The sequence below is a fragment of the Brevibacillus brevis NBRC 100599 genome, from assembly GCF_000010165.1.
Lineage (GTDB): Bacteria > Bacillota > Bacilli > Brevibacillales > Brevibacillaceae > Brevibacillus > Brevibacillus brevis_D.
Map to the genome: position 1 here is coordinate 2746920 of NC_012491.1, position 13623 is coordinate 2760542.

The window sequence follows — 13623 nt, forward strand, 5'->3', positions numbered from 1 at the left end:
CTCGCCACGAAGATAGGAGGATCAGACATGGCAGATCATTTGCTACAAGTAGAAAACCTCCGCGTACATTTCAAAACGTACGGTGGAGAGGTACAGGCTGTACGGGGAGTTACCTTTCATGTTGATCGTGGCGAGACGCTTGCGGTAGTGGGAGAGAGCGGTTGTGGAAAGAGTGTAACCGCCCAAGCGATCATGGGCTTGATCCCGAACCCGCCGGGAAGAATCGTGGATGGTCAGATTCGTTTTGACGGAAAAGTCATCACGGGGATGAGTAAGAAGGAATTGCTATCGGTTCGTGGAGCTGAGATCGGGATGGTCTTCCAGGACCCGATGACGGCACTGAATCCGACGATGAGGGTCGGCGCCCAAATCGTCGAGGGATTTGTTCGTACTCAGCAGGTTAGCAAAGAAGAGGCACGTAAAAAAGCGATGGAGATGCTGCGATTGGTCGGTATCCCCGATCCGGAAAAACGAGTGGATCAATACCCGCATGAGTTTTCCGGGGGAATGCGGCAACGTGTCGTCATCGCGATTGCACTCGCCAATAATCCAAAGCTCGTCATTGCAGATGAACCGACGACAGCATTGGATGTAACGATTCAAGCACAAATCTTGGACTTGCTCCGAGAATTACAGGAAAAGCAGCAACTCTCCATCGTGATGATTACACATGACTTGGGTGTCGTAGCCGAAATCGCGCACCGGGCCGTGGTTATGTATGCAGGAATTGTGGTGGAAACAGGCAAGGTAGAGGATATTTTCGCAAATCCGAAGCATCCGTACACATGGGGCTTGATGCGCTCCCTGCCGCGGATCGATGGCGTGGAAAAGGAACGACTGGTACCGATTGAGGGAACACCGCCGGATTTATTCCACCCGCCAAAAGGGTGTCCGTTCGCTCCACGTTGTCAGTTTGCGATGGAAATATGCGAGCAGCAAATGCCGGACGCTTCCACATTCACTGAGGGTCACCAAGCTGCATGCTGGCTACATGATCCACGGGCACCGAAGCTGGAAGAACTGGTGGCAGTAGGGAGGCAGACGTAGATGAGCCAAGCGTTGGTTGAAGTCAAAAATCTAAAAAAGCATTTTGAGATAGGGAATGGAATTTCGCTAAAGGCAGTCGACGGCGTGACCTTCACCATTCATCGCGGTGAGACGCTCGGACTAGTAGGCGAGAGCGGCTGCGGTAAGTCGACGTTGGGCAGAACGATGATTCGCCTCTATGAAAATACAGATGGAGAAGTTTTGTTCAAAGGCAAAAATGCACATCGCTTAAAAGGAAAAGAGGCAGAGCAGTTCCACCGCGACGTCCAAATGATTTTTCAAGACCCGCAAGCAAGTCTGAATCCGCGCATGACCGTCATGGACATTATTGCGGAGGGCCTGGATATTCACGGCTTGTCCCGTGGTGCAAGAGCGGATCGGGTCAAAGAATTGTTGGAGCTGGTTGGTTTGTCCAAGGAACATGCGAACCGATTCCCTCATGAATTCAGTGGAGGCCAAAGGCAGCGGATCGGGATTGCCCGAGCACTTGCGGTCGAGCCGGAATTTATCATCGCGGATGAACCGATTTCGGCGCTTGATGTGTCGATTCAAGCGCAGGTTGTGAATCTACTGGAAGACTTGCAGCAGGACAGGGGTCTGACTTACTTGTTTATCGCCCACGATCTGTCTATGGTGAAGCATATTTCCACTCGAATCGGAGTGATGTACCTCGGCAAAATGGTAGAAATGGCAAACAGCTTCGAGCTGTACGCAAAGCCACTTCATCCATATACACAAGCGTTACTGTCCTCCATTCCGATTCCTGATCCGACAATCAAGCGGGAGCGCATCATCTTGCAGGGCGATTTGCCGAGTCCTGCCAATGCTCCAAGCGGTTGTGTTTTCCGAACAAGATGCCCAAAGGCCATGGAGCAATGCGCGGCACAGATTCCTGAATGGCAGGAAGCCGCACCAAACCATTGGGTCGCTTGTCATCTCTATCAGTAGTTCGATTTTCTATCTTAATATATAGGGGGAAACAACGTGAAGAAATTAGCTGCTTTTGCCCTGTCGCTCTCGCTCGTCATTCCGGCTCTGGCTGGTTGCGGCGGTAGTGGCGAGTCAGCATCGACTGGAGGTACCACTACCCCAGGCGCTGCTGCCAAACAAGAGGTTGTGTTCAATGCCAAGTCTGAGCCGCCAGATTTGAACCCACTCACGTCAACCGATACGACGTCCTTCTGGATCATGGATCATTTGGGCGAAGGTCTGTACACCAAGGATAAGGATGGTAATCCGATCTTGGGACAAGCCAAGGAAGTGAAGCTGTCAGATGACAAGCTAAAGTACACATTCATTTTGCGCGATGATGTGAAATGGACAAACGGCGAGCCAGTGACAGCCGAGGACTTTGCTTTCACGTATATGAAGCATCTTGATCCAGCAACTGCTTCGACTACGGCTTACTTGCTCTATTACATTAAAGGAGCAGAGGCATACAACAAGGGCACAGGAAAGGCAGAAGAGGTAGGTATCAAGGCAGTGGATGCAAAAACGCTCGAAATCGAGTTGGTTGCACCTACCTCGTACTTTGACAAAATGCTCGCTACCCGTTACTGGCACCCAATCAACAAGAAGCAAGCAGAGGCGAATCCAAAATGGGCAGCAAATGCGGACAGCTACATCTCCAACGGCGCTTACAAGCTGGTTTCCTGGAAGCATGACTCTGAGCTCGTGGTAGAAAAGAACGAGCATTATTGGAACAAAGCGGACGTAAAAATGGAGAAGATCACCTGGAAAATGGTGAACGATGCCACGACTGCTTATCAGATGTACAAGAGTGGCGAGCTCGACTTCAACAAAGAGATGCCGTCTGACATCCTCGCGCAAGAAAAATCGAGCCCAGACTTTAAATCCGTTCCTTACTACGGTACGTACATGTACATGTTTAACGTAACAAAAGAACCGTTTACGAATAAAAAGGTTCGTAAAGCTTTCGCCATGTCGCTTGACCGTAAAGCGCTGTCCGAAATGGTAAGCCAAGGTGGAGAGACGCCAGCTTACTCCATGGTTCCGCGTGGAGCGATGCAGCCAAACGGAAAAGACTTCCGCGAAGAGGGTGGAGACTACTTCAAAGAAGATTACGAAGCGGCGAAGAAGCTGTTGGCTGAAGGTATGCAAGAAGAAGGCTGGTCCACACTGCCAGAAGTTACACTCATGTACAACACCGATGAAAGCCACAAGAAAATAGCGCAAGCGATCCAAGAAATGCTCAAGAAAAACTTGGGCGTAGAAGTGAAAATGACAAACCAAGAGTGGAAAGTGTATCTGGATACAACCAAACAAAAGAACTATCAAATGGGCCGTATGGGCTGGGTAGGTCAAATCAACGATCCTTCATTTAACCTTGACTACTATTTGGGTGAAAGCCCGAACAACCGTACGGGTTGGGTGAACAAAGAGTATGATCAGTTGAATATGGCGGCAAAAGTTGAGCAAGACCCGAACAAGCGTATGGAATTGCTCCATCAGGCAGAAGCCGTTTTGATGGATGAAATGCCGTTCATGCCAGTCTACCACTACCAGCAAAACTATTTGGTGAAACCGAATCTGGAGGGTCTCACTTTCCCAGTCAACGCGTTCCCAAGCGCTCGCTGGGCAACGAAAAAATAGAAAAAAAGAGGAGCTTCTCCTCTTTTTTCTCTTTACATAATCCAACGAACATCCAGCAAAACAGGAAAGGATGATTTCTCGTGATTTTGGACTATCTGCAAGTGAAATCCGCGTATCAATTGAAGGTGGTACCGGAGCGTAGAGAGATTACCTTTTTAACGAAGCTGACAGGTATCGCGCAGTTGTGGCGCTGGAATGAAGAGTCCAACCGCTCGGAGCAAGTGACCTTTTTGCCTGATCGTGTGGTAGAAGTTGACCATTCCCCGTGTGGTACGAAAACGATTGTCGGTATGGACAACAAGGGAGACGAGCGGCAGCAATTCTTTTTGCTAACGGAAAATGGTGCAGTTGTGAAGCCGCTGACAGACGCTCCTGATTATTTTCACTATTTGGGTGGCTGGTCACCTTGTAGGCAAAAGATCGCGTGGTCCAGCAATCGTCGCAACCCGCGCAGCTTTGATATTTTTGTACAGGATGTCGAGAGTGGCGCGTATGAAGAAGTCTTCCGTTACGATGGGCGCACCGATCCAATCGGCTGGCTGCCAGATGGGAGAGGACTCATTTTCAGCGTGCAGGAGACCAACATTGACAATTGCCTGTATTTGTTGAATCTACAGACGAAGGAAGCACAAAAGCTCTCCATATGCAACAAACATGCGCGCTATCATTCCTTGGTACTGTCTAAAGACGGCCAAACGGGATATCTCGTAACCGACCGCGATGATAATACGAAAGCGTTGTGCCGCTTTTCACTCCGTACAGGAGAGCTGGATAAACTGGTGCACGACCCGAAATGGGACATGGAGGCGACCCAATTATCCCCAGATGAGAAGTTTCTTGCCTTCACGATTAATGAAGGAGGCTACTCCGTTCTTGCCCTCTATTCCTTGACAGAACAAAGCTGGAAGCGGGTAGAGGAAGCACCACGTGGTGTGATCTCTTCCTTGGCGTGGGTGAATGATGATCAGCTCGCCTATACGTTGAAAAGTCCTACACTACCAGGTGATATCTGGACGTACACCCTTTCGGAGCAAACCAGCAGACGTGTAACAAACATTGGTCAATCTGCTCTGAAGGATAAACTCATCGAGCCGGAATTATGCACGTTTCATTCATTTGATGGCTTGGAAGTGCCGTATTTCCTTTATGCCAAAGATACATCCGAACCTGCAGAGAAAAAACCAGTCGTCGTCTACGTCCATGGCGGGCCAGAGAGCCAAATTCGACCGGAGTATCATCCTGTTTTTCAATTTTTGGCGAACGAAGGCTTTACGGTGGTTGCACCGAATGTTCGCGGCAGTATGGGCTATGGTCGGGAATATGTCCAGCTCGATGATCGCCGCAAGCGGATGGATTCTGTAGCAGATTTGGCGTGGCTGGTCAAAGATTTAGGCAACCGCCCAAGCGTTGACCCGAATGCGATCGGCATCATGGGCCGCAGTTACGGAGGCTTCATGACACTGGCTGCGCTTACGCATTACCCTGACCTGTGGGCCGCGGGTGTTGATATTGTGGGGATTTCTCACTTCAAAACCTTTCTGGAGAACACCGGGGAATGGAGAAGGAGATTGCGTGAGGTGGAGTATGGGTTCCTCGGCGAAGACGATGACTTTTTTGAAGAAATTGCTCCTTTGAATCATTCGCATAAGATCACGGCCCCGCTTCTCGTATTCCATGGGCGCAATGATACGCGTGTTCCTGTCAGTGAAGCAGAACAGCTCGTAGCAGACATGAGAGGCAGGGGGCAAGAAGTCGATTTGCACATCTTTGAAGATGAAGGTCACTTTACCGAAAAGCTGGACAATCACATCACGTTGAATCAAAAGATTTCCCAGTTCTTTTTGGAGCAACTCGCATCCACCAATAAAATCGAGGAGTGATAAGCATGACGCAAGCAAAAAGAGGCATCACGGCTGAAGATTTGTATCAAATGCGGTACGCGAGTGATCCGCAGCTATCACCAGACGGAAAAACGCTTGCCTATGTAGAAAATCAAATCGATGAGTCCCACGCTTATCAAAATCACTTGTATTTACGAAAATTGGATGTAGATGATCCACTGCCCTTGACATCTGGCTCCCGCGATACCTACCCGCGTTGGTCGCCTGATGGTTCAAAGATTAGCTTTGTCTCGAATCGATCTGGAAAACCACAGATTTGGCTGATCGATGCAAACGGAGGAGAGGCTAGGCAGCTCACGCGTTGCAAAAACGGCGTCAGCAATCCGACTTGGTCACCTGACGGCAAATACATTGTCTTCTCGTCGATCCTGGATGAGGGAGAAACATTCGCAGACCTGGAAGCAGCTGAGGAGAAAGAAAAGGCCAAAGCCATTCATGTCGGGAGAATGAAGTACAAATCCGATGATCTTGGTTTCATTTACGAGAAAAACAAACAGCTGGCTATTGTTCATGTAGAAACAGGCGAGGTTACTCCACTCAGCGATGGCCCATACAATCATACAATTGGCTCCTGGTCGCCGGATGGAAAATGGCTCGCCGTTACGGCGAATCGTTCAGAAGACCCTGATTTTCAGCATGGTATTGACGTTTTTATCATTCCTTCTGAAGGGGGAGAATGGAAAAAGCTGACCAACAGCAAAGGGATTTTTGCCTATCCGACCTGGTCACCTGACGGTAAGAAGCTAGCGTATATCGGAAGTGAATCGGACACGCATTTGTACGCAGCACAGAAGCGCATCTGGGTATATGATTTTGAAAAGAGTGACTATTCTTGCATCACAGCGAATTGGGACGTTCAGGTTGGCGATTCCACCATCGGAGACATGCGCTCGCCAGGTCACCCGAATCCAGGTGCTGTGTGGACAGCAGACGGAAGAGGCATGTATTTCATCGCCAGCGAACGAGGAAATTCTGGCATTTATCACGTTACGCTGGACGGTCAAGTCACGACTGTTGTAACGGGCAATCGGAATATTTACGGCTTTTCGCTGCATGAAAACGAACAAACGGTAGTTGCTGCCATCAGTGATCCGTCTACCCCAGGCGACCTGTATCAAGTAAGTTTGAAGGACGGAGAAGAAAAACGTCTAACAGCGCTGAACGAAGAGCTATTTGCGGGCATGGAGCTCCCTGTTCCAGAAGAAATAGAGTTTGTCGCAAAGGATGGCTGGAAGCTGCACGGTTGGATGCTCAAGCCTGTCGGTTTTGAAAAAGGAAAAAAATACCCGATGGTTCTGCAAATTCATGGCGGACCTCACTCCCTGTATGGAAATACGTTTTTCCACGAGTTCCAGCTGCTCGCTGCAAAAGGCTACGCCGTACTCTATACGAATCCGAGAGGGAGCTTTGGCTACGGAGAGCATTTTGTTCAGGCATGCTGCGGTGACTATGGAGGGAATGATTACCGCGATTTGATGACGGCCGTGCAATTTGCATGCGATCATTTCGATTTTGTCGATGAGGACCGCTTGGGTGTCGCAGGCGGTAGCTACGGTGGCTTCATGACGAACTGGATCGTCGGTAAAACCAATCGATTCAAAGCGGGCGTAACCGATCGGAGTATTTGCAACTGGGTTAGCTTTTACGGTGTCAGTGATATCGGTTATTTCTTCACTGCGGAGGAGATTCAGGCAAATCCATTCACGAATCCGGAAAAAATGTGGCAGCATTCACCGATTCGTTTGGTGGAGAACATCGAGACGCCTCTGCTGATCATGCATGGCGAACATGACTACCGGTGCCCAATCGAACAGGCTGAGCAGCTCTATGTAACATTGAAGCATCAAGGCAAGGCTCCGGTATCGTTTGTTCGTTTCCCGGGTGCCAGTCATGAGCTTTCCCGCAGTGGTGATCCCGAGCAACGCGTGTTGAGACTGCAATATACGACAGATTGGTTTGACAGCTATTTGGTTGCACACCAAAAAGAGAAAGTCGAATAGCCAATAGGAGGTGCCCGTTTGTGAACAAAGAACAAGTGTTAAGTATCGTGCAAGAAAATTTGCCGCATGCAATCGAGAAGCTGAAGCAATATTTGCGTTTTCCTACCGTATCCGCACAGCATAAGGCCATCCCAGAAACGGTTGAATACGTGGTCAAAATGATTCATGAGGTTGGCGGTGAGACAAAGGTACTTGACAATCTTGGCGGCAATCCAGTCGTGTATGCGTTTTTTGCAGCAGGCAGTGAGGGAGACGCCAGCAAAACGATCCTCTTTTACGATCACTACGATGTTCAACCACCTGAACCGTTTCATGAGTGGAACACGGAGCCGTTCGACCCGACGATCATCGATGGAAAGCTGTATGCGCGTGGTGCTGCCGATAATAAAGGTGACCTCGTTGCGCGTCTGACGGCGATTCAGATTTTGCAGCAGCAGGCAGGCGGTTTGCCTTGCAACATCAAGTTCCTGATCGAAGGAGAAGAAGAGATTGGCAGCCCGAATCTGGAGCCATATCTCCGAGCGTACAAGGAGCTTTTCCAGGCGGATGCCTGCATTTGGGAATTTGGTGGGAAAGACGAAAATGAGCGAATCAGCATGGTTGCCGGGATCAAAGGAATGGCGTACCTAGAGCTGACCTGCGTTGGGGCAGAGATCGACATGCACTCCTCTGTCGGTGCGTATGTAGACAATGCAGCATGGCGCCTCGTACAGGCATTGGCGACGATGAAAAATCAGCAAAACGAGATTCTGGTCGAAGGCTTCTTTGATGGGATCGAGGAACCAACAGCGGATGAAAAGAAAGTCGTTTCCGAATTGCCGTTCAGTGAAGAGGCGACAGCAGCGCTATACGGTTTGAAACGCCCACTGATTACCGCAGCAAGCCAAGTGGACCCACGAGAAGCCATGGTTTTTCACCCGACCATGACCATTTGCGGTCTGGATAGCGGCTATACTGGAGAGGGCGCGAAGACAGTTCTGCCAAAAAGCGCGAAGGCCAAGCTGGATTGCCGCCTTGTCCCAGGACAAGATCCACAGCACATCATGAGTTGCATCGAGCATCATTTAGAGAAGCATGGTTTTACGGATATTACCGTCACAATGATCAACGGACAAAAAGCGTATCGCTCCGATTTCCATCATCCATTTGTTACTCACGTACTGGATACGGCTCGCGTCATTTACGATCATGAGCCAGTGCTTTCGCCAAACGCCGCAGGCACAGGTCCGATGTATATTTTCGGTGAACAGCTGAAGCTTCCGGTTGTCAGTACAGGGGTAGGTTGGGTTGGCTGCAAAGTACATGCGCCGAACGAATCCATCCGTTTGAAGGACTTCGAGGAAGGAATTGCCCATATGGTTGTCATGCTCTCTGGATTTGCCAAAGCGCTGTCTAAGTAGCAACCAAATAGCGAAAAGGGGACCTTTCGTGTAAAAAGGTCTCCTTTTCAATTTGGAACCCTCCTCGCAGCACTTACAGAGTGGACTTTGCTTTTGCAAACCATGTACAATCGTAAAGGAAAGTGTACATATATCTACAGGAGGCGAAATGCGTGAACAGCGATACACATCCATTCGAAATCGCAACCTTTGCAGGCGGATGCTTTTGGTGCATGGTCAGTCCGTTTGACAAGATGCCAGGCATTCAAAAAGTCGTCTCCGGCTATACAGGCGGTCATGTCGAAAACCCAACCTATGAAGAGGTATGCTCTGATACGACGGGACACTATGAAGCGGTCCAAATCACCTATGATCCGTCGCTCATCTCCTACGAGGAATTGCTGCAGATGTTTTGGAGACAAATCGACCCGACTGACGCTGGTGGTCAATTCGGTGACCGAGGTCAATCGTATGCGCCAGCGATCTTCTATCATAATGAAGAGCAAGAAAGGCTTGCGCAAAAATCCAAGCAAGAGCTAGATGCAAGTGGTCGTTTCCAAAAGCCTATTGCAACGCTAATTTTGCCAGCCAAGCCGTTCTATCCGGCGGAGGATTATCATCAGGAGTACTATAAGAAAAATCCGGTCCGCTACCAATACTATCGGGCGGCATCAGGCAGAGCGAAATTCACCAAGGAAGCATGGCGCGACCGTGCGAAGCAAGAAGAATTGAAAAAAATCTTGACCCCGCTTCAGTACGAGGTGACGCAAAATAACGGGACAGAACGTCCGTTTACGAATGAATTCTGGGACCACAAGGAAGAGGGCATCTACGTAGACATCGTCTCCAACGAGCCTTTGTTCAGTTCCTTGGACAAGTTCGATTCCAGCTGCGGGTGGCCATCCTTTACCAAGCCCATGCAAGCGGAAAACGTAACTGAGCATGTTGATTTGACACATAATATGATTCGGACAGAGGTTCGCAGCAAAGAGGCAGATTCTCATCTCGGCCACGTTTTCGAGGATGGTCCTGGAGAAAATGGATTGCGCTACTGCATCAATTCAGCCGCATTGCGCTTCATTCCGAAGGATCGCTTGGAGGAAGAAGGCTTCGGGGAGTTTAAGCGATTATTCGAAAAAGAATAGAGTGTGGACCGCCACTCTCTGGGAAACTTGGGAGAAGGGCGGTCTTTTTGCTACACATACAACGAGGGAAACATACGAGCATGCAGGGAGGGTCCAATGTATACACAGACATCCTTACACAGACGAATTGGACTGTTACTCGCAGCAATCATGGTCTTAGCAGGCTGTTCTTTCGGTCAGGAGCCGCCGCACAACAATCAAATCGCACCGACTCCCCCAAACGTTGCCGAGGGTGGGACGTTAATCATTGTACGTATGTCGGATGCCACAAATCTCGATCCCCATTTTATCTTGACGATCAATGAGGCGAGTGTTATCCAAGGAAAAGTGTATGAAGGGCTCGTCAAACGAGATCGGAACATGAACATTCAGCCACAGCTGGCAACGGCATGGAAGCAAATCGACGATCTTACTTGGGAGTTTACTCTCCGACAAGGCGTTGTTTTTCACGATGGGACTCCCTTTCAAGCACAGGCGGTCAAGAAAACATTTGATCGTGTATTAGATCCGGCGGTGGCTTCTCCTCGAGCAGCCATGTTCGATAAAATAAAGCAGGTAAGAGTCATCAATCCGTACAAAGTGCAAATCATTCTTCACAAACCATTTGCACCATTGCTCTCTATTTTGGCCAGTCATGAGGGGAGCATCATCAGCCCTACAGCAATCGATAAATACGGGCGGGAATTATCGCAGCATCCGGTTGGTACTGGCCCTTATCGGTTTCAATCATGGGAGCATGGCAGTCAAATCACGTTGAGCAAAAATCAGTCCTACTGGGGCGAAGCCGCTACGCTTGATCATGTCGTCTTCAAGGTTGTTCCGGATGATGCGGCTCGCATCGCGATGGTGGAGAATGGTAAAGCACATATTGCAGAGTCCATCCCTGTCATGGAGCTGGATCGAATTCAAGCATCCAACCAGATGCGTGTGTACCGCAGCGATGCACTCGGGACGGAGTTTATCGGATTTAATGTAGCACGTCCACCATTGAATGATATCCGTGTGAGGAAGGCCATCAGTATGGCGATCGAGACGGGAGCGATCATTAAAGGGGTGTATAACAATGTGGGAACAAAGGCGAACTCACCGATTGGCCCGCAAGTGTTCGGTTACAGTCCAACAGTGAAAAGCTACCCGTACGACATCAACCAAGCGCGCCGGTTGCTCGCAGAGGCGGGCTATCCAGATGGTTTTCCCATTCATATGATTACCTACAACAGACGGGATCGAATCTTGGTTGCCCAAGTGATACGGTCGCAATTAAAAGGAATCGGCGTCGACGCGGAGCTAAAAGTCGTCAGCTACGATGACTTCGTCCGAACCATTGAGCAAACGAAGGAGCATGAGATTTTTGTCAGTGGCTGGGGAAATGCAACCGGGGATGCCGACTATAATCAGTACAATTTGTTTCATACATCAGGTGGAGGGGCGGGCAACAGTTTTCAATATAGCAATCCCGAGCTGGATCGTCTCATCGAGGCTGGCCGGGTCGAAACTGATCCTGGAAAAAGACTCGCCATCTACGCAAAAGCACAAGAAGTGGAGCTGCAAGATGCTTTGGTTGTTCCGATTCGCAATCTGGAGAATTTGGCTGTGATTAGTAACCATATTCAGGGCTTCTCCATCAGTCCAGCGGGTTACCTGAATCTCGATCAGGTCGTGATTTCTCAATAAAACATGTAACGAAAAGCCTATCAATTATGTCATAATAGGTACGTACTTTTTACCGACATAATTGGATCCGCTCCAAAACGAAAGGAACGTTACAATGAGAAGTTTTCGACACCGACTTTTGCATCCGCTTGTACTCGTAACGGCATTGACATTTGTGTTGTCTGGGTGTAACAGTACAGCTGCTCCACAAGAACCACAGACACCACCATCCACGGAGTCGCCAACTCCTCCAAAGAAAGAAGCAGAGAAGCCAAAGGAGGAGACCACGCCTCCATCTGCTGAAACACCAAAGCAAGAACAACCGGAGCAACCCCAGAAAGCGAAGCCAATGGAAACGAAGCCAGCAGAAAAGCCGTCAGCTAGTCAGCCGCCTGAGTTGTCGTTTCCGGACATAGAGGTTGTGGGTGAGCCAGAGAGTGTTGCTGTACTGGTGAACAAACAACGCAAGCTTCCAGAGAACTATCAGCCAAATGATTTAGTGTTTCCAAATGTTCCTTACTTGCTCCCGGAAAAGAGCGAGAAACGCAAAATGCGCAAAGAAGCAGCGGGTGCGCTTGAGCAGTTATTTGCGGCAGCCCAGGCTGACGGTGTCCAGTTGGCTGGCGTATCTGCCTATCGCTCCCACGCCTACCAGAAAGCGCTGTTTAATCGCTATGTAAAAAAAGACGGCGTGGAGAAAGCACGGACTTACAGTGCCGTTCCTGGGACGAGTGAGCACGAGACGGGACTCGCGATTGACGTCTCTGGTAAGGATGGCAAATGTGCGGCAACGAGCTGCTTTGCCGGAACCAAGGAAGCGAAGTGGCTGGATGAAAACGTCGAGAAGTTCGGATTTATCATCCGCTACCCAGAGGGAAAAGACGCGATTACGGGCTATATTTATGAGCCGTGGCATTTGCGTTATGTAGGTGGCGAGATCGCGCAAGAAATCGGAGAAAAAGGAATTACGCTCGAAGAATATTCAGGTGCCGTACCTGTTTCCACACCATCGAATTAAAGAAGCAACGCCGATCTCGTACCGAAGAGAATCGGCGTTTTTGCTATGTAGTTATGCTATAATGTTCTCGGGTGAAGATAATGGTCGAAAAATCAATCAGAGAACGTATTATTGAAACATCCATGCGCTTGTTTGAAGCAAATGGCTACCACAAAGTGACTGTGGATCAAATTGTGAAAGAAAGCGGCACGTCAAAGGGAGGATTTTATCACAACTTCAAATCAAAAGATGAACTCCTCTACATCATTCATGATCAATTTATTACGTATGTGCTGGAAAAAGCGGAGGAAGCTTACGAGAAGTGGGATACCCCAACAGAACGTCTGCAAGCCATCGTAAAATCCTTCGTTATGATGATTGATCTATACCGCTCGCAGGTTACGATCTTTTATCAGGAAAGCTTGTTTTTAGCTCCAGAGTACTACACAGATATTGAAACGAAACGGGATCGCTATAAACAAATCATGTTCACCGTCATTTCGGACGGGATCGAATCAGGAGAGTTCCGCCCGGAGCTGCCAGTGCCGATTGTGTCCATGGCTATTTTTGGCATGGTGAACTGGATTTACAAATGGTATCAAAAGTCAGGGACGTACTCAATCGAGCAAATTGCGGATATTTATGCAGATATGGTTCTTCATTCTGTTTTGAAATCAGAATCAATGGAAAACCCGGCGTTCCAACGTTTTTTCCTGCAATCTCAAGAAAATCCCTTCCATCCATTGTAGGGATGCTAACAAGGATCATGCGGCTACACTCAAGCTTTTCGATAGGAGACAGGGGCATAGTCGCTTGATGGTCCCTTATATAATCCTTCGATCAGACCAACTAGTTGGTCTGTACTAGTATTCTGACATTTGCTATAAT

At 49.0% G+C, this 13623-nt stretch carries 10 protein-coding genes; all 10 read left to right on the forward strand.

The window, feature by feature from the left end; translation table 11 throughout:
- Nucleotides 1-27 precede the first annotated feature (27 nt).
- Nucleotides 28-1047, forward strand: coding sequence for an ABC transporter ATP-binding protein (locus tag BBR47_RS13600; protein WP_015890973.1), 1020 nt, complete (start codon nucleotides 28-30; stop codon nucleotides 1045-1047).
- Nucleotides 1048-1995: an ABC transporter ATP-binding protein gene (locus tag BBR47_RS13605; protein ID WP_015890974.1), complete on the forward strand. Its 948-nt coding sequence runs from the start codon at nucleotides 1048-1050 to the stop codon at nucleotides 1993-1995.
- A 36-nt stretch (nucleotides 1996-2031) separates the two neighbouring features.
- Nucleotides 2032-3660 carry a peptide ABC transporter substrate-binding protein gene (locus BBR47_RS13610; protein ID WP_015890975.1) on the forward strand — a complete coding sequence of 543 codons (1629 nt, stop codon included), beginning with the start codon at nucleotides 2032-2034 and terminating at the stop codon, nucleotides 3658-3660.
- A gap of 80 nt (nucleotides 3661-3740) precedes the next feature.
- Nucleotides 3741-5540: a S9 family peptidase gene (locus BBR47_RS13615; protein WP_015890976.1), complete on the forward strand. Its 1800-nt coding sequence runs from the start codon at nucleotides 3741-3743 to the stop codon at nucleotides 5538-5540.
- Nucleotides 5541-5545: 5 nt separating this feature from the next.
- Nucleotides 5546-7561, forward strand: a complete 2016-nt coding sequence (locus tag BBR47_RS13620; RefSeq protein WP_015890977.1) for a S9 family peptidase — start codon at nucleotides 5546-5548, stop codon at nucleotides 7559-7561.
- Nucleotides 7562-7581: 20 nt separating this feature from the next.
- Complete coding sequence (locus tag BBR47_RS13625; RefSeq protein WP_015890978.1) at nucleotides 7582-8961, forward strand: M20/M25/M40 family metallo-hydrolase; 1380 nt, start codon at nucleotides 7582-7584, stop codon at nucleotides 8959-8961.
- Nucleotides 8962-9113: 152 nt separating this feature from the next.
- Nucleotides 9114-10085, forward strand: coding sequence for a peptide-methionine (S)-S-oxide reductase MsrA (gene msrA / locus BBR47_RS13630; RefSeq protein WP_015890979.1), 972 nt, complete (start codon nucleotides 9114-9116; stop codon nucleotides 10083-10085).
- A 96-nt stretch (nucleotides 10086-10181) separates the two neighbouring features.
- On the forward strand, nucleotides 10182-11759 hold the full coding sequence (locus BBR47_RS13635) for a glutathione ABC transporter substrate-binding protein (RefSeq protein WP_015890980.1): 1578 nt from the start codon (nucleotides 10182-10184) through the stop codon (nucleotides 11757-11759).
- 94 nt (nucleotides 11760-11853) lie between these two features.
- Nucleotides 11854-12756 carry a M15 family metallopeptidase gene (locus BBR47_RS13640; protein ID WP_015890981.1) on the forward strand — a complete coding sequence of 301 codons (903 nt, stop codon included), beginning with the start codon at nucleotides 11854-11856 and terminating at the stop codon, nucleotides 12754-12756.
- Nucleotides 12757-12836: 80 nt separating this feature from the next.
- Nucleotides 12837-13484: a TetR/AcrR family transcriptional regulator gene (locus BBR47_RS13645; RefSeq protein WP_041749409.1), complete on the forward strand. Its 648-nt coding sequence runs from the start codon at nucleotides 12837-12839 to the stop codon at nucleotides 13482-13484.
- The last annotated feature ends 139 nt before the right edge of the window (nucleotides 13485-13623 follow it).

Bases quoted from the DNA above. Each gene is read 5' to 3' on its own strand.
- BBR47_RS13600 (WP_015890973.1), top strand. From the start codon at position 28: ATGGCAGATCATTTGCTACAAGTAGAAAACCTCCGCGTACATTTCAAA.
- BBR47_RS13605 (WP_015890974.1), top strand. From the start codon at position 1,048: ATGAGCCAAGCGTTGGTTGAAGTCAAAAATCTAAAAAAGCATTTTGAG.
- BBR47_RS13620 (WP_015890977.1), top strand. From the start codon at position 5,546: ATGACGCAAGCAAAAAGAGGCATCACGGCTGAAGATTTGTATCAAATG.
- BBR47_RS13635 (WP_015890980.1), top strand. From the start codon at position 10,182: ATGTATACACAGACATCCTTACACAGACGAATTGGACTGTTACTCGCA.
- BBR47_RS13640 (WP_015890981.1), top strand. From the start codon at position 11,854: ATGAGAAGTTTTCGACACCGACTTTTGCATCCGCTTGTACTCGTAACG.
- BBR47_RS13645 (WP_041749409.1), top strand. From the start codon at position 12,837: ATGGTCGAAAAATCAATCAGAGAACGTATTATTGAAACATCCATGCGC.